The sequence below is a fragment of the Flavobacterium sp. WV_118_3 genome (assembly GCF_039778605.1).
Taxonomy (GTDB): Bacteria; Bacteroidota; Bacteroidia; order Flavobacteriales; family Flavobacteriaceae; genus Flavobacterium.
Genome location: NZ_CP156060.1, coordinates 2,381,889 through 2,400,743 on the forward strand (window position 1 = coordinate 2,381,889; position 18,855 = coordinate 2,400,743).

Annotated in this window: 27 protein-coding genes and 2 tRNA genes; 9 read left to right on the forward strand and 20 right to left on the reverse strand. The window is 38.7% G+C overall.

Features of this window, described 5'->3' with window-relative positions:
* Positions 1 to 30: 30 nt before the first annotated feature.
* The 4 genes from ABFU83_RS11180 to ABFU83_RS11195 form a co-directional block, all read right to left on the reverse strand.
* Positions 31 to 804, reverse strand: coding sequence for a TSUP family transporter (locus tag ABFU83_RS11180; RefSeq protein ID WP_347065989.1), 774 nt, complete (start codon positions 802 to 804; stop codon positions 31 to 33).
* 67 nt (positions 805 to 871) lie between these two features.
* Positions 872 to 2,179 carry a UDP-N-acetylglucosamine 1-carboxyvinyltransferase gene (gene murA, locus ABFU83_RS11185; protein WP_347065991.1) on the reverse strand — a complete coding sequence of 436 codons (1,308 nt, stop codon included), beginning with the start codon at positions 2,177 to 2,179 and terminating at the stop codon, positions 872 to 874.
* Between the two features lie 14 nt (positions 2,180 to 2,193).
* Positions 2,194 to 2,910 (reverse strand): DUF4290 domain-containing protein, encoded by a 717-nt coding sequence (locus ABFU83_RS11190; RefSeq protein WP_347065993.1) that lies wholly within the window; start codon positions 2,908 to 2,910, stop codon positions 2,194 to 2,196.
* Between the two features lie 12 nt (positions 2,911 to 2,922).
* Entirely contained in the window at positions 2,923 to 3,213 is a 291-nt protein-coding gene (locus ABFU83_RS11195; protein ID WP_300487660.1) for a DUF493 family protein, read from the reverse strand.
* Positions 3,214 to 3,354: 141 nt separating this feature from the next.
* Here ABFU83_RS11195 and ABFU83_RS11200 point away from each other — a divergent pair, with 141 nt between their 5' ends.
* The 5 genes from ABFU83_RS11200 (at position 3,355) to ABFU83_RS11220 (ending at position 7,919) form a co-directional block, all read left to right on the forward strand.
* On the forward strand, positions 3,355 to 3,891 hold the full coding sequence (locus tag ABFU83_RS11200; protein ID WP_136402362.1) for an AAA family ATPase: 537 nt from the start codon (positions 3,355 to 3,357) through the stop codon (positions 3,889 to 3,891).
* 54 nt (positions 3,892 to 3,945) lie between these two features.
* Positions 3,946 to 5,838: an ATP-dependent DNA helicase RecQ gene (locus ABFU83_RS11205; protein ID WP_347065996.1), complete on the forward strand. Its 1,893-nt coding sequence runs from the start codon at positions 3,946 to 3,948 to the stop codon at positions 5,836 to 5,838.
* On the forward strand, positions 5,838 to 6,785 hold the full coding sequence (gene fmt, locus ABFU83_RS11210) for a methionyl-tRNA formyltransferase (protein WP_347065997.1): 948 nt from the start codon (positions 5,838 to 5,840) through the stop codon (positions 6,783 to 6,785). The genes ABFU83_RS11205 and fmt overlap by 1 nt, the downstream gene beginning before the upstream one ends.
* Positions 6,786 to 6,964: 179 nt before the next feature.
* Positions 6,965 to 7,240, forward strand: coding sequence for an HU family DNA-binding protein (locus ABFU83_RS11215; protein ID WP_136402359.1), 276 nt, complete (start codon positions 6,965 to 6,967; stop codon positions 7,238 to 7,240).
* A gap of 118 nt (positions 7,241 to 7,358) precedes the next feature.
* Positions 7,359 to 7,919: a YqgE/AlgH family protein gene (locus ABFU83_RS11220; RefSeq protein ID WP_347065999.1), complete on the forward strand. Its 561-nt coding sequence runs from the start codon at positions 7,359 to 7,361 to the stop codon at positions 7,917 to 7,919.
* Here ABFU83_RS11220 and ABFU83_RS11225 read toward each other — a convergent pair.
* Positions 7,916 to 8,755: an aminotransferase class IV gene (locus ABFU83_RS11225; RefSeq protein ID WP_347066001.1), complete on the reverse strand. Its 840-nt coding sequence runs from the start codon at positions 8,753 to 8,755 to the stop codon at positions 7,916 to 7,918. The two genes, ABFU83_RS11220 and ABFU83_RS11225, sit on opposite strands and share 4 nt — an antisense overlap.
* 54 nt (positions 8,756 to 8,809) lie before the next feature.
* On the reverse strand, positions 8,810 to 9,202 hold the full coding sequence (locus tag ABFU83_RS11230; RefSeq protein WP_256551290.1) for an START-like domain-containing protein: 393 nt from the start codon (positions 9,200 to 9,202) through the stop codon (positions 8,810 to 8,812).
* Between the two features lie 147 nt (positions 9,203 to 9,349).
* Here ABFU83_RS11230 and ABFU83_RS11235 point away from each other — a divergent pair.
* From ABFU83_RS11235 to ABFU83_RS11250, 4 genes are all read left to right on the forward strand, one after another.
* Positions 9,350 to 9,423 (forward strand) — tRNA-Met (locus ABFU83_RS11235).
* A 42-nt stretch (positions 9,424 to 9,465) separates the two neighbouring features.
* A tRNA-Glu gene (locus ABFU83_RS11240) sits at positions 9,466 to 9,537 on the forward strand.
* 42 nt (positions 9,538 to 9,579) lie between these two features.
* Positions 9,580 to 10,893: a site-specific integrase gene (locus ABFU83_RS11245; RefSeq protein ID WP_347066003.1), complete on the forward strand. Its 1,314-nt coding sequence runs from the start codon at positions 9,580 to 9,582 to the stop codon at positions 10,891 to 10,893.
* 109 nt (positions 10,894 to 11,002) lie between these two features.
* Positions 11,003 to 11,716: a DUF4760 domain-containing protein gene (locus ABFU83_RS11250; protein WP_347066005.1), complete on the forward strand. Its 714-nt coding sequence runs from the start codon at positions 11,003 to 11,005 to the stop codon at positions 11,714 to 11,716.
* Positions 11,717 to 11,867: 151 nt separating this feature from the next.
* On the opposite strand, the gene ABFU83_RS11255 is transcribed toward ABFU83_RS11250, so the two are convergent.
* The 14 genes from ABFU83_RS11255 to ABFU83_RS11320 all read right to left on the reverse strand — a co-directional run bounded on the left by ABFU83_RS11255 (position 11,868) and on the right by ABFU83_RS11320 (position 18,855).
* A complete protein-coding gene (locus ABFU83_RS11255) occupies positions 11,868 to 12,101 on the reverse strand; it encodes a hypothetical protein (RefSeq protein ID WP_347066007.1) in 234 nt (77 codons plus the stop codon).
* 7 nt (positions 12,102 to 12,108) lie between these two features.
* Positions 12,109 to 13,125 carry a hypothetical protein gene (locus ABFU83_RS11260; RefSeq protein ID WP_347066008.1) on the reverse strand — a complete coding sequence of 339 codons (1,017 nt, stop codon included), beginning with the start codon at positions 13,123 to 13,125 and terminating at the stop codon, positions 12,109 to 12,111.
* A 9-nt stretch (positions 13,126 to 13,134) separates the two neighbouring features.
* Complete coding sequence (locus tag ABFU83_RS11265; protein WP_347066010.1) at positions 13,135 to 13,602, reverse strand: hypothetical protein; 468 nt, start codon at positions 13,600 to 13,602, stop codon at positions 13,135 to 13,137.
* Positions 13,602 to 14,105 carry a M23 family metallopeptidase gene (locus ABFU83_RS11270; RefSeq protein WP_347066012.1) on the reverse strand — a complete coding sequence of 168 codons (504 nt, stop codon included), beginning with the start codon at positions 14,103 to 14,105 and terminating at the stop codon, positions 13,602 to 13,604. Before ABFU83_RS11270 ends, ABFU83_RS11265 begins: the two co-directional genes overlap by 1 nt.
* Positions 14,075 to 14,617, reverse strand: coding sequence for a hypothetical protein (locus ABFU83_RS11275; protein ID WP_347066013.1), 543 nt, complete (start codon positions 14,615 to 14,617; stop codon positions 14,075 to 14,077). The genes ABFU83_RS11270 and ABFU83_RS11275 overlap by 31 nt, the downstream gene beginning before the upstream one ends.
* On the reverse strand, positions 14,586 to 14,864 hold the full coding sequence (locus ABFU83_RS11280) for a hypothetical protein (protein ID WP_347066014.1): 279 nt from the start codon (positions 14,862 to 14,864) through the stop codon (positions 14,586 to 14,588). Before ABFU83_RS11280 ends, ABFU83_RS11275 begins: the two co-directional genes overlap by 32 nt.
* Positions 14,865 to 14,894: 30 nt before the next feature.
* Complete coding sequence (locus ABFU83_RS11285) at positions 14,895 to 15,266, reverse strand: hypothetical protein (protein WP_347066016.1); 372 nt, start codon at positions 15,264 to 15,266, stop codon at positions 14,895 to 14,897.
* Positions 15,266 to 15,937, reverse strand: a complete 672-nt coding sequence (locus ABFU83_RS11290) for a hypothetical protein (RefSeq protein ID WP_347066018.1) — start codon at positions 15,935 to 15,937, stop codon at positions 15,266 to 15,268. The genes ABFU83_RS11285 and ABFU83_RS11290 overlap by 1 nt, the downstream gene beginning before the upstream one ends.
* 67 nt (positions 15,938 to 16,004) lie before the next feature.
* Positions 16,005 to 16,493 carry a hypothetical protein gene (locus ABFU83_RS11295; RefSeq protein ID WP_347066019.1) on the reverse strand — a complete coding sequence of 163 codons (489 nt, stop codon included), beginning with the start codon at positions 16,491 to 16,493 and terminating at the stop codon, positions 16,005 to 16,007.
* A 5-nt stretch (positions 16,494 to 16,498) separates the two neighbouring features.
* Complete coding sequence (locus ABFU83_RS11300) at positions 16,499 to 16,900, reverse strand: hypothetical protein (RefSeq protein WP_347066020.1); 402 nt, start codon at positions 16,898 to 16,900, stop codon at positions 16,499 to 16,501.
* Position 16,901: 1 nt separating this feature from the next.
* Positions 16,902 to 17,024, reverse strand: coding sequence for a hypothetical protein (locus tag ABFU83_RS11305; RefSeq protein WP_347066022.1), 123 nt, complete (start codon positions 17,022 to 17,024; stop codon positions 16,902 to 16,904).
* Between the two features lie 165 nt (positions 17,025 to 17,189).
* Entirely contained in the window at positions 17,190 to 17,780 is a 591-nt protein-coding gene (locus ABFU83_RS11310; RefSeq protein ID WP_347066024.1) for a hypothetical protein, read from the reverse strand.
* Positions 17,781 to 17,782: 2 nt separating this feature from the next.
* Positions 17,783 to 18,262, reverse strand: coding sequence for a hypothetical protein (locus ABFU83_RS11315; RefSeq protein WP_347066026.1), 480 nt, complete (start codon positions 18,260 to 18,262; stop codon positions 17,783 to 17,785).
* 5 nt (positions 18,263 to 18,267) lie between these two features.
* A complete protein-coding gene (locus tag ABFU83_RS11320; protein WP_347066028.1) occupies positions 18,268 to 18,855 on the reverse strand; it encodes a hypothetical protein in 588 nt (195 codons plus the stop codon).

Here is an 18,855-nt window from a genome sequence, read left to right on the forward strand (position 1 = left end):
AAAACCTGTCTGATTTATATCCGACAGGTTTTATTTTTTTATAAAGATATCATATGCAAAACGGATCAGTGTTCCGATAACAACAACCAAAAAGAAGATCCGGATAAAACCGTTTCCTTTGTTAAGTGCCAGTTTGGCGCCAACCCATCCGCCCAAAGCATTACTGGCCGCCATTGGCAAAGCGATCATCCAGATAATTTTTCCTTTTAATAAAAACAGACATATCGATCCGAAATTGGTTGCCAGATTGACCAGTTTGGCATTGGTTGAGGCTTGTAAAAAATCCATTCCCAACAGGGAAATAAAACCGACCACAAAAAAGCTTCCGGTTCCGGGGCCGATAAATCCGTCATAAAATCCAACAATGCAGCTAATGATCGCGGCACGTATTACGATTGTCCGAGGGCTGATTGCTGCCTGTTCCTTACGCTGACCAAAGTCTTTTTTAAGAAAGGTATAAATCGCCAATGCGATCAGAATCACCAATAACAACGGTTTCATAAAATCATTGCTCACCATTGTAAGTACCTGCGAGCCGGCAAAAGCCGATACAAAGGCCAAAACAGCCATTAAGAGCAATAACCGCCATTTAACCGTTACTCTTTTAATATATTGATACGCTGCCGATGATGTCCCGCAAAAGGCCGGTATTTTGAGCGAACCAATCACCGATGATACCGCATAATGTGGTAACAAGATCAAAGCCGCCGGAGTTTGTATCAATCCACCACCACCCACAATGGCATCTACAAAACCAGCCGCAAAGGCAGCTACACAAAGTAATACTATAGTAATCGTTTCCATATTCCAAAAGAAAAAGAGCCAAATCCTCATTTGGATTCAGCTCTTTTGTTATACTGCTTTAATTATATTATACGCGAACGATGTTGGCTCCGATGGCGCGTAATCTTTCGTCAATTTTTTCGTATCCGCGGTCGATTTGCTCGATATTCTGAATGATACTGCTTCCTTTGGCTGATAATGCCGCGATTAGTAATGAAATACCGGCACGGATATCCGGTGAGGACATTGTAGTTGCTTTTAACTGCGATTTAAAGTTATGTCCGATGATAGTCGCTCTGTGCGGATCACAAAGGATAATTTTAGCGCCCATATCGATCAGTTTATCGACAAAGAACAAACGGCTTTCGAACATCTTCTGGTGAATCAGTACTTCTCCTTTAGCCTGTGTTGCCACAACCAAAACAATACTTAGCAAATCGGGTGTGAATCCCGGCCAAGGTGCATCGGCAATCGTAAGGATCGATCCGTCGATATCGGTTTTGATTTCATAGCCGTCCACATGAGCCGGAATATAAATATCGTCTCCTTTTCGTTCTAAGGTGATTCCCAGTTTGCGGAACGTATTTGGAATAACACCCAGGTTATCCCAGCTTACGTCTTTAATGGTGATTTCACTTTGTGTCATCGCTGCCAAACCAATCCACGAACCGATTTCGATCATGTCCGGAAGAATTCGGTGTTCGCATCCGCCCAAACGTTCCACTCCTTCGATTTCCAACAGGTTGGAACCTACTCCGGTGATTTTAGCGCCCATCGCGTTTAACATTTTACACAATTGCTGTAAATACGGTTCACACGCAGCGTTATAAATGGTCGTTTTTCCTTCGGCCAAAACAGCTGCCATTACGATGTTGGCTGTTCCGGTTACAGAAGCTTCATCCAAAAGCATATAGGTACCTTTTAGTTTTTCGGCTTCTACTCCGTAGAAATAGTCTTCTTTATTATAGCGGAATTTTGCTCCTAAATTGATAAATCCTTCGAAGTGGGTATCCAAACGACGACGTCCGATTTTGTCTCCACCCGGTTTCGGGATGTATCCTTTTCCGAAACGCGCCAATAACGGCCCAACGATCATGATAGAACCGCGTAAGGCTCTTCCTTCGTCTTTAAAATCAATGGACTCCAGGTAATTCAGGTTCACTTCATCGGCCTGAAACGTATAGGCATTCGATCCGATTTTCTGGATTTTTACACCCAGATTCCCTAATAGGGTGATCAATTTATTAACATCAATGATATCGGGAATATTCGAAATAGTCACTTTTTCCGGCGTTAGCAATACTGCACACAATATTTGCAAAGCCTCATTCTTGGCTCCCTGAGGGGTAATTTCTCCTTTTAATTTGATTCCCCCTTCTATTTTAAATGTTCCCATGTTTCGAAAGAAAATTAAGCTTTTCGGTTATTGTTTTTGTTGTTATTATTGTTTTTCGGGTTCGAATAATTCTTTTTGTTATTGTTGTTATTATTATTCGGCTTACTTCCAAACTGTGTTTTATTGGATTGTTTTTTGTTTACCCGCATCAGATCGGTTGTGTTGGACAACTCCTCATCTGTTTTAAGCAGGTTGATCTGACCTCCGGACAATTCGTACAGGTGTTCGAAAATCACCTCGTCTTTTACGGTGTCTTTATTCCAGCTCAGGTACGATTTTTTCATATGGTTCGCAATAACCATGATCAGGGCGCTTTTTAATTCACCATCTTCCCATTTATTGGCAACGTCGATCATGTATTTGATATTGTTCCCATAAAAACGATATTTCGGGAAATTTTGCGGATAGGCCAGTTTTTCCGGTTTTTGATTCAATACTTCTTTATTCGGAATCGGATACGGTGAATCGGCTTCCAATTTAAAATCGGACATGATAAACAACTGATCCCAAAGCTTGTGCTGAAAATCGGGCACATCCCGTAAATGAGGATTTAAACTCCCCATTACCGAAATAATGTATTTGGCTGCTTTGTTGCGTTCGTCGCGATCTTCAATCGCCGTAGCCTGGTCGATCAGCTTTTGCAAATGACGTCCGTATTCCGGAATGATCAAATGGGGCCTTTCGGCATTGTATTCAAGAAAATGTATTGCCTCTTCTGGATTGTATCTCATAATTCCTTGTCTTTATAGCGAAATGATGCCTTCGATTGCTGTCAGTTCTAAATATTTATCGATTACACTTTGTGCACTCGGCATCGTTACGTTTATCGAAACACTGGTGTATTTCCCGGTTTTCGAATGATTGGTCTGGATTACTGCACCCATCCCGTCGAACGATTTTTCTATAGTGCTTACTTTTTCTGTATCGGTTGGCACAATAAACTTAAACAAATATTCGGAAGGCCATAGTGTCGAGTTGGTTAACTCTTCTTTAAGTCTGTGGTAAAATTCCTCGGTTTTTTTATCCATCTTCATAAAAATAAAAGCAAATATACGGTAGAGTTGTGAATAATCAAGGTCTGCTCCTATAATTTGAAGCCGACCGAAATCATAAATTTAGAAACTATTTCTGTTGTTTCCACAAAAAAATGTAAATTTGCGCCTTATTTTCAAAAAGTGGATAAGGAAATCATCGTTATAATTGGCGGACCTGGATCGGGGAAAACCACACTGATTAATGGACTTACGGATAAAGGATACACCTGTTATCCCGAGATCTCACGTGAGGTAACCCTGGAAGCCCGCAAGCAAGGAATCGAACAGCTTTTTCTTGAAAAACCACTTTTATTCAGCGAATTACTATTGGAAGGTCGAAAAAAACAATTTATCAACGCTACCAAAGAAGCAGCCGATATTGTTTTTTTGGATCGCGGCATTCCCGATGTTCTGGCTTATATGCATTATATCGGCGATTCGTATCCGGCTTTTTTCGATGCTGCCTGTCGCGAACACCTTTACACCCGAATCTTTATCCTTCCACCCTGGAAAGACATTTATATCAGTGACGACGCCCGTTACGAAAATTACGAACAAGCGGTTTTAATTCACGAGCATTTGGTAGAAACCTACGAAAAATACGGTTATAACCTGATTGAAGTGCCGCGCGATACTGTAGATAACAGAATTCTTTTTATCTTAGACAAACTTTCATAACAACAGATGGACCTTTACCAATCCGTTTAAAGGTTTTCCATACTATTTAATTTGATGTCCGAAGCTTTACAGATACTCCGGAAATACTGGAAATACGATCGTTTTCGGATCCCGCAGGACGCCATTATTCAGTCTGTTCTCGACGGGAAGGATACTTTTGCCCTATTGCCAACCGGTGGTGGAAAATCGATTTGTTTTCAGGTTCCTGCTATGGTATTGCCGGGAATATGTCTGGTAATTTCCCCTTTGGTAGCACTAATGAAAGATCAGGTGCAAAATCTGCAAAAAAGAGACATCAAAGCGATTGCCTTAACCGGCGGAATTCCAACCGATGAACTTATTGATTTATTGGATAATTGCCAGTTTGGAAATTACAAATTCCTGTATGTATCACCCGAACGCCTGCAATCGGAATGGGTTGTCGAACGCATTAAAAGTTTACCCATTAGCCTTATTGCCGTAGATGAAGCACATTGTATTTCGCAATGGGGACATGATTTCCGACCAGCCTATTTAAAGGTTTCCGATTTAAAAGATTTTTTTCCAAAAGTCCCTTTTATCGCACTTACCGCTTCGGCTACACCTAAAGTACAGGAGGATATTTGCAAAGAACTCCGATTGGATCAACCTGCGATTTTTAAAAGCTCGTTTACCCGTCCGAATATCGCTTATATGGTATTCGAAACAGAAGACAAATTATACCGGGTACAACAAATACTGACCAAAAATCAGGAGTCTTCCATTATATATGTCCGAAACCGGAAAGCCTGTCACGATATGGCTTCTCAGCTTAATAGCCTTGGATTTACAACCGCCTATTATCACGGAGGCTTACCCTCCAAAGACAAAGAACAACAAATGCAACGCTGGCTTAACAATACCGCTCAGGTTATGATTGCCACCAATGCTTTCGGAATGGGAATTGACAAACCCGACGTTAAGACAGTCATTCATACCCAATTACCGGACAATCTTGAAAATTATTATCAGGAAGCCGGTCGCGCCGGACGAAACGGCGCCAAAGCTTTTGCCGTATTATTGGTGGCTCCATCGGATATTGCCACTTCTAAAAGCCAGTTTATTGAAGTACTTCCCGATAAGGACTATCTGAAAACCGTTTACCGAAAACTAAATAATTATTTCCAGATTGCTTATGGTGAAGGCTATAACGAGACATTCGCTTTTAACCTCAATCGGTTTTGCGCGCAATACCAACTTCCGGTTTTAAAAACATTCAACGCTTTACAGTTTTTGGACCGACAGGGCGTTTTAAGTCTTTCGGCCAATTTCTCCGAAAAGATCAGCATTCAGTTTTTATTACCCAGCAAGGAAATCATCCGGTATATCAGTTTAAATAAGTCACATGAGGACATTATCGTGTCTATTTTACGGAATTATCCCGGTGTGTACGATATGGAAGTGGGTATCAACACCCATTTAATTGCCCGGAAAGCCAACACTTCCGAAGACAAGGTGCATTATGTTTTAAACATTTTACAGGAAAAAGCCATCATCAACTATAAAAGTCAGGCCAATGATAGTCAGCTTACCTTTAACGAAGTGCGCGAAGACGATCGGGTTATTAACCGACTTGCGAAATTCCTTGAAAAGCAAAACCAGCTAAAAATAACGCAGCTCGATTCGGTTATCGCGTATATATCCGACAAAAAACAGTGCAAAAGTCAGTTTCTACTCCATTATTTTGGAGAAACCGACATTCCGGAATGCGGTATTTGTTCGGTATGCATGAGCAAAAAACAGGAATATGCCAATCCGGCTGCACTGGCCGAAAAAATCACCATACTATTACAAAACGGCGCATTGACTTCAAGAGAAATCGAAAGCACGCTGGATATAAGTCCGGATGCGACTATCTTTGTACTCCAGCTTTTACTGGAACACAACCGCATCACCATTAACAAACAAAACCAATACATTCTAAAATAATGAAGGCATTACGTATCGTATTTATGGGAACTCCCGAATTTGCCGTTGGAATTCTCGACACCATATATCAAAACCATTATGACATTGCAGCCGTAATTACTGCTCCGGACAAACCGGCCGGAAGAGGACAAAAAATCAAATATTCGGCTGTAAAAGAATACGCCCTCGAAAAAGGATTGCCGGTTTTACAACCTACCAACTTAAAAGATCCGCAGTTTCTGGCAGAATTACAAAGCCTTAACGCCAACTTACAGGTTGTGGTTGCTTTTAGAATGCTACCGGAGGCCGTATGGAAAATGCCATCATTGGGTACTTTTAACCTTCACGCCTCCTTATTACCGGAATACCGTGGGGCAGCACCTATTAATTGGGCAGTGATCAACGGAGAAACCAAAACAGGTGTAACCACTTTCTTTATTGATGATAAAATCGATACCGGAGCGATGATTTTACGCGGTGAAACCGAAATCGGAGCCAACGAAACCGCCGGTGAGTTACACGATCGCCTGATGGTACTCGGGCAGGATACTGTTTTAAAGACGTTACAGCTTATCGAAAAAGGAGAAGCCACTACAACGATACAATCCGATAGCCCGGAAATCAAAACCGCTTATAAGCTTAACAAAGACAATTGCAAAATCGACTGGAATCAAAACGGGGCAACCGTTCACAATCTGGTTCGCGGTCTTAGTCCGTACCCAGCCGCCTGGTGTTATATTAAAGATAACGGACAGGAATGGAACGTCAAAATTTACGAAACAGCCTTCGAAACGGCAAATCATTCGCTGGCATCCGGAACCATTCAAACGACCAAAAAAGAAATTAAAGTTGCCGTATCAAACGGTTATATCAATTTGCTACAATTACAGTTCCCAGGCAAGAAAAGAATGAAAGCCTCCGAATTGCTAAACGGAATTATTCTTTCGGAAAGCGCCATCGCTTTCTAAGCCGCACAAACACTAATAGTTGCACAAAAAACGAAAAAAGCAACTAAGTTTATTAACAAACAGCTTTAGTTATCAACATTTTTATGCAAAAAGATCGAAAAGACTTGCGTAATTGGTAAATCCGCATAAATTTGTAAGACATTTAATTAATTTTAACCAAACAATTAATAACTAGAATTATGAACAAATCAGAATTAATCGATGCAATTGCTGCTGATGCAGGTATCACTAAAGCAGCCGCCAAATTAGCTTTGGAATCTTTTTTAAACAATGTTGAAGGAACTTTAGCTAAAGGTGGAAGAGTATCTTTAGTAGGTTTTGGTTCTTGGTCAGTTTCTAAGAGAGCTGCAAGAGAAGGAAGAAATCCTCAAACAGGAAAAACTATCAAAATTGCCGCTAAAAATGTTGTAAAATTTAAAGCGGGTGCTGAACTGGAAGGTTCTGTAAATAAATAAAATACATTTAAAAAAAAATAGAAAACCTCTCTTTGAGAGGTTTTTTTTATTCCTTCAACGTTTTTTTTTGGTACAATTGCCTTTTTTTTGTTAAATTTAATTTTAAACTATCGCTAAAATGATTTCAGTTAAGCCTCAAAAAGGAAACCTGCTCATTGCAGAACCTTCGATAATTGGAGATTTGTCTTTTAACAGATCCGTTATTCTATTGGCCGATCACAACAGCGAAGGATCGGTAGGATTTATCCTAAATAAACCCTTAGGCTATACGATCCATGACCTGATCCCCGAAATCAATGCCAATTTTAAAATTTACAACGGCGGACCAGTAGAACAGGATAACCTGTATTTTATTCACAATGTCCCGGAACTGATCACCAACAGTATCGAAATTTCCAATGGAATTTATTGGGGCGGCGACTTCGAATTAACCAAAGAACTGATTAACGAAGGAAAAATCAAGAAAAACAACATCCGTTTCTTTTTGGGATATACCGGATGGAACAGTCATCAGTTGGAAGATGAACTGGAAGACAACGCATGGATTGTTAGCGAAAATAGCTATAAAAACAAAATCATCGGCAAACCGACCGCTCATTTCTGGAAAGAAAAGATCATGGAACAGGGTGGCGATTACCTGATTTGGTCGAATGCTCCGGAAAATCCGGTATTAAACTAACCCAATCGGATCTGGGCGTTTAATTTTTTAAGCAGTTCCGTTGCCAAATCGGTTTTATACTCTTTTTTACGGTATTTTGTAACCGGCTGAATTCCTTTGATAACGTTTGTCAGGAAAATTTCGTCCGCTTTTTGTAGCTCGAACGGCGAAACGGATTCCTCTAGCACTTCAATACCTTCCATTTTACGGGCTAATGCCAGGATTTGCTTCCGCATGATTCCATTTAAACATCCGTCTGTTACCGGCGGTGTAATTAATTTTCCGTTTAACAACATAAAAAGATTGGACTGTAAAGCCTCCACTACATTTTTTTCGTCATTTAACAGCAAACAATTGTCATAACCGTTCTCATCGGCAAAGATACTTCCGGTAATCTGCACCATTTTATTGGTACTTTTTAGCGTAGACAACAATTGTTTGGTGACATAAAAATCTTTAAACAATTCCACTTCATAGGTATTGTTTGCAATAACGTACATTGGATTTTCCAACGGTTCGGCAGTAACCAGAAAGGCCGTTTCGTTTGTTTTGGGCAAATAAAACCCTCCGCTTTGTCTGAAAACTGTAAATCGTACACGGTAGGCCGCAGCAGCTTCTTTTGACTGCAATAGTGTTTTTACCTGCTCTTCGAAATATTCCATCGTAAAATTCATCGGAAGATCCATCCGTACAATTCGCGTAGAAGCCATCAATCGGAAATAATGATCTTCCAAAAACAAGATCTTACCATCCAATACTTTTAGCGTTTCAAAAATAGCATCTCCATATAGAAATCCTCTGTTCCCTTCGATGAGTACTTCGGAATTTTCAACTATCGCACCGTTATAATTAACCATAAAAAAAGCCCTGATTTTTATTTCAGGGCAAATATACTTTATATATCTTAAAAACTACGCGGAACCGATCACATGTTTCAGATCGGAAATCTGATTTTCCCATAACAGTTTGGCTTCGTGCAAATCGCCTTGTTCGGCAAAATCCACAACCATTAACGAAACATCTTTGGTAATTTCATCTTCCAGTATTCGCAATTCAAAATAGTATTCACTGTCTTTATCATTATCGTCCACCCAGCGAAACTTTACTTTTTCGCCTGACTTTTTAGAAGCCAATCGTGCTTTTTCTTCAGAATCGTCCCAAATAAATGTAAAAAATTCGCCTCTTGAATTCACATTGTCTGCAAACCACTCTGATAAACCGGAAGGTGTTGAAATATATTGATACAATAATTGAGGAGAAGACATTATCGGGAACTCCAATTCATATTTTATTTTACCTTCCATATATTAAAATTTTCCGGAAATATATAGAATAATACATACAAAAAAAAAGAAATTCAAAAAAAATATTTTTTTTCAAAATATGTTTGGAAGGTTCAAATTTAGTCTTATATTTGCACCCGCATTCAAGGATGTAACACAAACCAAAATGGCGAGGTAGCTCAGTTGGTTAGAGCGCAGGATTCATAACCCTGAGGTCACGGGTTCAACTCCCGTCTTCGCTACGAAAAGTATTAAGTCGTTAATACTGTTTTTATTGAGATTGCGGTCCGTTCGTCTAGGGGTTAGGACGCCAGGTTTTCATCCTGGTAACAGGGGTTCGATTCCCCTACGGACTACAAAAGTATGCGGTTTTAAAGAAATTTAAAACCGCTTTTTTTATGTCTAAAATCACCGCACTTTTACATGCTATTTGTAAAAATGAATACAAAAATGAATACGATTTGAAAAAAAGATATTCAAACCCTAAGATTTTTGACGGCGGCGGAAGCCTAAAAGTTCGCTGGTACGTGTATTATAGCTATAGACCGAAACCTAACGGGAATTTAGTGCGGCAAGCGCCAATTTATTTAAACATAAACAGCTGGGACAATTTTAGAGACAGAAAGAAAGCTGCCAAAACAGTACAAGAAGCTATGTCGGCATTACTGGAGGCAGATTTTAACCCTTATGACGCAAACATAGATGTAGAATCTATATTGAAAAAACTTAACATTACCGCTTCAAAAACAACATTAGAGGAAGGCGCGAAAACATTTACTATTTCTGAAGCTATTAAGTATGCTTTAAAAATTTGGGAAAGCACTCTTAGTGAAAACACCTACCCTGATTACAAAGGGCGTATAAACCAATTTGAAAAGTGGCTAATCGAACATAATCATAACGAAGTTTGTATTTCAAAAATCAGAAAAAGAACTGTAGTCGACTACCTTAACGACGTCCTTTCCCGAACAAGCCCAAAAAATCGCAACAACCATCGAGCTGTTTTGTCTGCTTTTTTTGGACTATTGAAAGAGGATGAATATGCAGATTCTAATTTTGTAGCCGATATAAAGGTACTTTCGGCACCACCTAAAAAAAACAGGACCTATACCCCAACCCAAGAAAGAGAAATATTAAATTATTTGTTTCACAATGACAAAATTCTTGATCTATTCATAAAGTTTATCAGCTATAATTTTTTACGACCAGTTGAAGCCTCAAGACTACGTGTAATGGATATCGATGTGATCGGTAAAAAGATGCGCTTTAAGGCAAAGAACCAACCGGTAAAAACTAAGATTATTCCCGATATCCTGCTTAAGGAGTTGCCCGACTTAAAAAACCTAAATCCTTCAAACTATTTTTTCACCCCTGAAGGTTTTGGGTTAGACTGGGATACAGCGGAAACAAATCGTCGTAATTATTTCGGAAAACGATTTAAAAAAGTAAAGGAAAAATTTGATTTAGGAGAAGAATACGGCCTATACAGTTGGAGACACACATATATAACTAAGCTGTATTATGAATTTGTCCGCGAAAGCACTCCTTTTGAAGCAAAAAGCAAGCTAATGCTGATAACCGGTCACTCTACAATGCTGGCCCTTGAAAAGTACTTACGCGACATTGATGCTGTTTTACCTGATGACTATTCCACTGCGCTAATAAAAGCCAATGAGTGGCTTACTAAGAACCCTTTGCCTGAAGATACCTAAAATCACTTACTGCAAAGACGGTTTTAAGGCTTTAAAATTGCATACTCAATAAATCCCATTTAATAGATTTGCATTGCAGCTTTTCTAAAAAAAACAAGCCTCTTGACAGGTGAAAAAATACGTATTAATACGTAAATTATTTATAATTAAGTTTAATACATTTACCCGCAAATGGAGATTTTTAAATATGGAAAATTTTTTTAACAGAAGGTATTCTATTCGCTTAGTATGGCTTATAACTGTCGTTTTTATTTTTTTTGTAATCATTCTAGCTATAACCTTTAAATTTGTATTAGGATGGAGTTATAAAGATTCTTTTGATTATACCTCAAAAATATCTTTAACAATTTTGGCATTATGCACTCTTTTGTATCATCTCCACAATTTAGAAAATCAAATAAAAACACAACAAAAAAGTAATAAGCAAAATTTAGCGAAACATACTTATGATATATGCTCTGATTTTAGAAGACCAATGATGATGGATATCAACGAGGATGTAAGAAAGCTGCTAGTGAGTTTACAAACAAAAAACCTTTCCAAAGGAAGAATAAAAAAATTTGAAAAATTTTTAAATAAAGAAAAAAATATAAAATATAGAAAATCTCTGGTTCTTACTTTGAATTATTTTGAAAGCATTTCCGCAATGGTTTTAGCCGGAGATTTAGATAACGAAATAGTCCAAAGGCTTTTTGGAAGTCTTTTTGGCCGATACTATATTCTTTTACAAGACTATATATCATATCGACAAGAAGAAAGTCCTAAAAGCTGGGCTAATTACCAAAAGCTTGTTAAAAAATGGAAAGAAGAAACAAAGCATTAAAAAAAATTGTATTTTTGATAAAAATTAGCCTCTAACTCTTTAAAAAAAAAATCATGAAAACGAACGCATTCAAATTAGATTACGATGGGGTATAATTGGTTAGTCCAGTTATACAATTGTTAAATATAAAAAACCTCGGAATTCCGAGGTTTTATTTTTTAGTCACTTTAACAACACCACCACCTTTAACGTATCGATGTCCTTTTTTCAAAGTTCCATCCGCTCGGGTTCCGGCAGCTTTCGAAACCTTTACGGTTTTCGTGGACGATGCTGGTCCGTTTAATCCGGTTGATTTTTTCTTTTTCGCAGCTGCTTTTTTCTTTCCAGCGACACCTTTAACTGTTACTGTTTTCTTTTTTGGGGCTGTCTTTGCTTTTTTCTTCATGGTTGTTTTAATTTACGTTAAACGATAGTTTTCGATTTGGTTCCGGTTTTCTGATTAGTGAACCGGAAAAAATATTATAATGCAAACCATCAAGCGGCTTGTCCTGGTATCTGTTTTTGTCGGCATATATGTAGTTATCCCGGTAATCATCTTTCTTTTCCGTAAATAACACTATATCCGCATCAAATTGGCTTTTGGATCCACCTCGCATTTTCCCGTCTGTTGTTTGCTGAAAAATGACAATGAATAATTTGCCGTTGTATTTTTTACGCAGATCCTTATCAACTTCAAAACCTTTGCAAATTTCTTGAACCTTGGTAAACGAATCGATAATGATTACATCGTTCTCCCGGATAAGTTTGTCCAGATCGGACATTGTTTTGATTTCCGGAGCAACAATACTTTGCAAAGCCTGGTTATTAAGATACTGTGTCGCTTTGTCAAGGTATAATTTACTTTCCGGGTGTTCCTCAATAGAAGCATGGCCGATCTTGTAATTTTGCCCGAAAGCATTCATAAGTTGGAAACAATGACGGGTTTTCATTGACCCTTGTCCACCAGTAAGAGAAATCACAACACTTTCCTTTTCCTTTTTTTCAATTTCGCCTAAATATTCGGAGATATCGTGATCAGCTATATTGTAATACTCTACATTTTCCGGCTTATTAGCCAATCTGTATGCTAATGAATTAGGATTGCTATTTTGAACTTCCGGGCTATTTAAACCGGTTTTTTTTGGCTTTCTAACAGGTCTTTGCAATGGTTTTGCAACAGGCTTTTGTTTTGGTGCCGGCTTACGCTTAACCGTTGTGGGTTTTAGTTTTTTCTTTGCCGGATTTTCTTTGATTTGATTTGTGATTTTAATTACAAATCGATCAATACCCGGGTTATTTTTTAACAAAGTCGTTAGCCTGGTAACTACATCGGAGTTCTTTTCCTTTCGTCCGCGGCTGATTAATCCGGTTAAATACACCCGGGAAACCTCTTTACCATTTAAGGCGTTAAATTCTGTTGTCGCACTCATATCTTTTCGTTAATCCTGGGTTATTAAATATTCCTTACCTAAGACGTCTACTGTTGCGTTTACCTTTAACAACGAAACATTGAAATCAGTGATTTGTAGTAAAATATTCGGCAGCGCTGTTAGTGGTATTTCCACTGGAATATCATGTACAATTAGTGAATTATTTGCCGGTATTGAGATTGATGTTAAATACGGGTAGGCGGAAGCTACATATTTACCATTATAGTAAATATCCAACCGTTTCAAGGTTACAACATACCCATTTAACGATAGGTCCTCATTTGAGCCGTTCATAAAGGTTACGTCCAGTTTAAAAAACAAACGCTTCCAGTTTAAATCAATACCTTTTATTCCTGACGGAAAAATGTCCATTTTTGAAAAAACTTTCGTTAAGTTTTTGGCCTTATTCCATCCAACAAGCATAAGTCCGCCAAGAATAACGGCACCGGTAATCAATATTTTTTTTGCAGTTCCCATTAGATAAACATATTTGTTGGATTCAGTAAATTTCCTTTTGCGTCACGAACCTCCATATGCACATGATTTGTCATGCCTGGACTGTATTTTGACGCAATATTTTGCGCGACTCCGATAACACCACCTTGTTTTACTGTTGTGTTCTGAATAGCGGTTGGATTCAAGTAAAAAATCTTAACGCTATACTGTTCGTTTTCGATTAAGATACCTTTGTAAAAAATATCTCCGGGATAAGGAAACGGATATCGAATTACTTTGCCTGTTATTGGAGATAAAATTTTTGTTCCCGGACTTACTACAATGTCAATACCTTCATGTTTACGACCGCCTCGGGATGCACCAAAGGAACCACAACCGTAAGCGTCACAACCTCTTATTTTTTGATTTGGCACGATGGCCGCGAATGCTTTTTTTGCTGTCATAGTTAATAGTATTATTAATCCTGTTACTGTGATTCCCCAAAAAACAGGGACTAAGTAGTTGTTTTTTTTCTCATTATCCATACCATGATTATTGATTGTACAACACAAATAGGCAATAAAGCAACCCCTAAATCCGAAAAAAGTGAAGTCCAAAACGGCACCTTAACCGTTTCTGTTTTCTCTGTTTTCGTTTTCTCGCTGGATATTTTTTGGTAATTCTCAATTACAGTGTTTTGCAATTGAATCACTTTAACCAGATCATCGATCATACAGGTCGCCTCAATATTTTCGCCTTTTTTTTGGAGTATTACCCGTCCGCGATCTGTTTGCGTTTCCACCGGCTGGCCGTTGTCAATCTGTGCTGTTGGAACCGAAACTTTTAAAATTGCTCCAGGTATTACGATCGAAGAATCTTTTGGAACGATTGTTTTCTTATAAACCGTCGTATCAGTGATTTTTGATAAGTCGGTGATTTCCGTTTTCTTTCGTGTGGTTCCGCAACTGATCATTGCGAATAAAGCGGCAAAAACCAATATCCAAAAACACACCCCAATTATTAACCTACTTCTGACAGTGTTTGCATCGTTTTTCATAGTCCGCGATTTGTGATTTTAAAGTTTTAATTTCTTCCGATTGCTTATTGATTAAGGTTTGCATTTCTTCAAATTTTCGATCGGTTTGCTCTGTAAACTTATCGTAAACGGTCTGCATGTTTTCAAGCGCAATCGCTTCCGCTTTTTTTACTTCTGATTTACGCGATTTCCACGCGATGTAAATAGAAATAATAGTCGTACTACCAAGAATATAGTTTAGCAATAAGGTGATTTGTTCTATTGGCATTTTTGGTTTTGGTTTTGGTTGGTTTTATTCTCACTTATACTCATTGCCATCGGAATCAATCTCCGATATCAATAAATTGCATTCATCAATCAGGCGTTGTCGCTCTGTTAGAATTTCTTCAGGAATATCTATTCCCTCAATTAATTTCTTCTCAATATGTTTGGATAATAACTTGGTAATTAACTTGGTATATTTATCATCAATTTGTAAAATTTGAGAGGCTTTGTAAGCCTTAATCTCATCAGGTGTGCGGCCATCGATCCAATTACTGTCAGGATCACCAGGAACCTCGATTTTAGGTTTTATAATACCCACAGGTGTTACCGAAGTAGAATTTCCAACGATTTCATCTGAGGTAACTGACTCGACGTAAAAACCGGCTTCATTGTAAACATATCTCATCATAACTGTATTTCTTCAAGGTTAAGGATTAACGTGAACGAATAGAGATTCACGGCGAGATTTCCGGTATTAAATAAGACAGTTAAAAATGCACCTTCTCGAATTATGCTATCAGTAATATTGGTCGGACTAATGATCTTATGCGAAAATGCATTTGTAGCCGTTAGGGACAAGGTTTCCCGGACGTTGACAGTACGGTTAGTACCTTGTTCCGTCGGGTATAATGCGCTACCTTGCGGCAGGTTGGCTGTGTAAACCGCAAAATCTACCGCGGCCGTTGTTCCTGATTGAAATTTTACACGCGCCGATTTGATTTTACAGTTAAACGGCACGATATCATTGAACGTTCGCCAATCGAAAGATGTACCATTAACATTATTCGGATTGAAATTTGTATAGGTAAAAGCCGGGTTCTGAAAATGTGCTGAATCTCTAATGTGAGTCTGCCATAGCGTTTGTGCAGATAACACTGCGTTAGCCGTATAACGAAGTGTGTGCGTCCGAGGTGTCCAAATATTATCTATTTGGTTCTGTAAATCCTTAATCGATTCGTAAGTTAATGGAACCGATGGGTACAACTCCGGCTGTATGATATCCCAATCATACACTTTATTTACCTTATCTTCTTTGTTGTTATCGGAAGCAGCTTCCGGCACAATAACACCTATCATTCTTTTGCGGATTTGAAAATTTTATAAATGGAAAAAAGCGCTACCGATGCAAAAGCAATCGGAATGATTAAATCAATTTTTTTTTTGGAGCCGGAAGCTTAATATTTGCAAGGTTTAAACCCGATATCGCAAAAGCGTCCTCGTAATCTTGCGTAGTCACATAGCTCGCATAATTAGCTCCGATTTCAACCGATACAATAGCTTTAGCCAGCTTTAATAAAAAAGCTTTATTAAGCGTAGTAATCGCCTGATTCGCTCCAATTCCCATTGCACTAGAAACCGTTTGAATATAACCGGCCGTGTTGTTTTCATGGGGCGGCGAATATTTATTGATTATCAAAGAAATAGTTGTTAATCCACGGCTCATATCGGTAACCAACTGTTTTAACAGCGCACGAACACCGTATCTCAATTCGTAAAATTGTTCGAATGCTCCCGGGTTTTGCGATACCGGTATTTTTCCGTCCCATGCAATATTTGTTTTTACAATATTACCCGGGTTATTATTTCTCAATCCTAGAGGTAAGCCGGCTTGATTTAAGTATGATTTTGCCATAATTTTTATACTTCGACTTCTTTAGCTGGTTTAACTTCTTTTTTTTCGGGTTTTGAATCGCTTTTTGTTGCTACTAAAATCAATGCGGTAATTCCTAGTACAGTAGCGATACCAACTCCCCAATATGCAAGCTTGTAATCCTTTTTCACCTGAATTTGCGCGCCTGGGTCAGTTGGGTCGAGTTGAAGCCAAACCACTTGACCAACAATATCGCGCGCAGGTAATTCTTTTGGAAGCGTAAGCCCTGCAAAATCAAACACCAAAACACTATCAAAATCAGGAACATTAACGGAAAACGTTCCATCTAAATTGGTACGAACAGTTTGGCCAGTTGACTTAACCGTTACCGTTCCATCGTACACCGACTTTCCGTCGTCTTTCAAAAAAACTGTTCCGCTAATAATCATGCTATAATTGTGCTAAAGTGATTTGTGTTACTCCTTTTACCGCTTTTAATCGCGCTTCGGTTTTTGGTCCGAATATCCCGTCTACTGCAAGACCGCCTAAACGTTGTTGCTTCAGAAACTTCAATGCCGCGTACACCGGATTTCAATACTTTATTGTAATCTAATTGCGCTCCTGGGGAAACGGTATCGTTTGCATTTGATTGTGTTTTAGATTTACTGTATATCCAATACCCTAGCAAACACACTGCCGCCGTCCCTGTGAAAATGTAAAATCCTTTCATTGTCTTTTTTATAGTTTAGTCACATCTGTCGCCGCAACAAAAACAAACACATCTAAATACGGTCTACGAACCACATAGTAATTACCGGATGGCACTCTCGAAACAATTACACCTACTACATCTCCACGTGGTATGGTTCGGTAAACCGCTCCTGTATCTAAAAAAGCGCCATCTTCACGCACTTTAGCAGTAGTAAGGATTGCACCAGCAGATTTTGCAGCATAAACTGTCGTACCATTAGGATAAACATTGGTGTTATTACTTGGTGCTGCACTGTATTGATTTAAGGTTATTTGAGTAACCCCTTTAACCGTTTTCAACCTGTTTTCGGTGTTTGTCCCAAACGAACCATCAACCGTTAAACCACCTAGCAACCTTTGCAGTTCTTTAACTTCCGCGCCGGTACCGCCTTTTTTCAACACCTTATTTCGATCAATAACCGTTGGTGTTGGCGTGGTTGGCGTTGGACTTGTAGGAATTATAACCGGTTGATCGGTTGTAGGTGCGGACTGATTTTTTTTTGATCTAACATAATAATAACCCCCCAATACAACTACAGCAGCCACTCCAATTCCGATATAAATTTGCTTCTCACTCATTGTTACAGTTTATTAGGATATTTTTTCTTTAATCTAAAGTAATCTTCATACTCCAGTTCAGTTTCCAGCCAAACCTTAAGCGGTTTAAGTGGTAACGAGGAAAATGGATTAAAATTAATTTGGTTTCCGTAGGTAGTATTATATGATTTCAATCCAAATTTATCAGACACTTGTTGAAATTGAGCCTCTGTTTTTACAGATTCTAATGCTTTGAAAATCTGGTCACGCTCATTAGGATTTAAAAACGACGCATAGCCTGAACTTTTCATCGCATTGTATAGATCATCAGCAATTCGCGCCGGATTAAACGTCTGTGTCGGCAATGTCGGATTGGTTACAGTTCCGTTTCCAGTTGGATCGGAAGCTGCTGCGCCAGGACTAGCCGACTTTGTTTTTTGGTATATATAATAAGCACCGGTACCAATAACAATCACACCGATAGCGATTAAGCCATATTTTTTCTGTTTGTCTGTTAGTTGCATTGATGTTATTGTTTTATTGTTAATACCGGACTAGCTGTACCTACACCTCTGAAAAATCCACCCATAAGACCACGTAAATAGCTTAAATCCGTCTCGTTGAATTCGTCCAAAATCCACTCTGTGAGTGTCATTTCCTTTGAAAAAGGAATAACACCCTGCCTTTTACCGAATGCGTTATAAACCTTAATGAATGCATTGTAATTCAAACCGATGATTTGATCAGCAACAGCATCCAGGTTGTTACCGGGTCCAAGCATGGCCTGAAATAATGCATTTGCCCGTGTTTCAGCCTCAGAGTCACTAATATTGGCAGGCGGATAACTACTAACAAAAGCCTTTTTTTCAAATCGGTTGGTAACCGCGCGGTAGATCAAGTAAATCGTAAGAGAACTTAAACTTACAATCACCCCGGTTTTGATTAACCAAGGCAAAACATCAAGACTTTTATCGAACGCTTTTTCACGAGCGCCCGGACTTTGTGATTCGGGATTACCCAAGCCTAATTTTTGGGGCGCCTCCCCGGTTGAGCCGTATGCGACAACATTTTCAACGTCAACCGGTTCGTTAAGCCCTGTATTTTTTTTAAATTTCAT

Bases quoted from the DNA above. Each gene is read 5' to 3' on its own strand.
- ABFU83_RS11180 (WP_347065989.1), bottom strand. From the start codon at position 804: ATGGAAACGATTACTATAGTATTACTTTGTGTAGCTGCCTTTGCGGCT.
- murA (WP_347065991.1), bottom strand. From the start codon at position 2,179: ATGGGAACATTTAAAATAGAAGGGGGAATCAAATTAAAAGGAGAAATT.
- ABFU83_RS11190 (WP_347065993.1), bottom strand. From the start codon at position 2,910: ATGAGATACAATCCAGAAGAGGCAATACATTTTCTTGAATACAATGCC.
- ABFU83_RS11195 (WP_300487660.1), bottom strand. From the start codon at position 3,213: ATGAAGATGGATAAAAAAACCGAGGAATTTTACCACAGACTTAAAGAA.
- ABFU83_RS11205 (WP_347065996.1), top strand. From the start codon at position 3,946: ATGTCCGAAGCTTTACAGATACTCCGGAAATACTGGAAATACGATCGT.
- fmt (WP_347065997.1), top strand. From the start codon at position 5,838: ATGAAGGCATTACGTATCGTATTTATGGGAACTCCCGAATTTGCCGTT.
- ABFU83_RS11215 (WP_136402359.1), top strand. From the start codon at position 6,965: ATGAACAAATCAGAATTAATCGATGCAATTGCTGCTGATGCAGGTATC.
- ABFU83_RS11220 (WP_347065999.1), top strand. From the start codon at position 7,359: ATGATTTCAGTTAAGCCTCAAAAAGGAAACCTGCTCATTGCAGAACCT.
- ABFU83_RS11225 (WP_347066001.1), bottom strand. From the start codon at position 8,755: ATGGTTAATTATAACGGTGCGATAGTTGAAAATTCCGAAGTACTCATC.
- ABFU83_RS11230 (WP_256551290.1), bottom strand. From the start codon at position 9,202: ATGGAAGGTAAAATAAAATATGAATTGGAGTTCCCGATAATGTCTTCT.
- ABFU83_RS11245 (WP_347066003.1), top strand. From the start codon at position 9,580: ATGTCTAAAATCACCGCACTTTTACATGCTATTTGTAAAAATGAATAC.
- ABFU83_RS11255 (WP_347066007.1), bottom strand. From the start codon at position 12,101: ATGAAGAAAAAAGCAAAGACAGCCCCAAAAAAGAAAACAGTAACAGTT.
- ABFU83_RS11260 (WP_347066008.1), bottom strand. From the start codon at position 13,125: ATGAGTGCGACAACAGAATTTAACGCCTTAAATGGTAAAGAGGTTTCC.
- ABFU83_RS11265 (WP_347066010.1), bottom strand. From the start codon at position 13,602: ATGGGAACTGCAAAAAAAATATTGATTACCGGTGCCGTTATTCTTGGC.
- ABFU83_RS11270 (WP_347066012.1), bottom strand. From the start codon at position 14,105: ATGGATAATGAGAAAAAAAACAACTACTTAGTCCCTGTTTTTTGGGGA.
- ABFU83_RS11275 (WP_347066013.1), bottom strand. From the start codon at position 14,617: ATGAAAAACGATGCAAACACTGTCAGAAGTAGGTTAATAATTGGGGTG.
- ABFU83_RS11280 (WP_347066014.1), bottom strand. From the start codon at position 14,864: ATGCCAATAGAACAAATCACCTTATTGCTAAACTATATTCTTGGTAGT.
- ABFU83_RS11285 (WP_347066016.1), bottom strand. From the start codon at position 15,266: ATGAGATATGTTTACAATGAAGCCGGTTTTTACGTCGAGTCAGTTACC.
- ABFU83_RS11290 (WP_347066018.1), bottom strand. From the start codon at position 15,937: ATGATAGGTGTTATTGTGCCGGAAGCTGCTTCCGATAACAACAAAGAA.
- ABFU83_RS11295 (WP_347066019.1), bottom strand. From the start codon at position 16,493: ATGGCAAAATCATACTTAAATCAAGCCGGCTTACCTCTAGGATTGAGA.
- ABFU83_RS11300 (WP_347066020.1), bottom strand. From the start codon at position 16,900: ATGATTATTAGCGGAACAGTTTTTTTGAAAGACGACGGAAAGTCGGTG.
- ABFU83_RS11310 (WP_347066024.1), bottom strand. From the start codon at position 17,780: ATGAGTGAGAAGCAAATTTATATCGGAATTGGAGTGGCTGCTGTAGTT.
- ABFU83_RS11315 (WP_347066026.1), bottom strand. From the start codon at position 18,262: ATGCAACTAACAGACAAACAGAAAAAATATGGCTTAATCGCTATCGGT.
- ABFU83_RS11320 (WP_347066028.1), bottom strand. From the start codon at position 18,855: ATGAAATTTAAAAAAAATACAGGGCTTAACGAACCGGTTGACGTTGAA.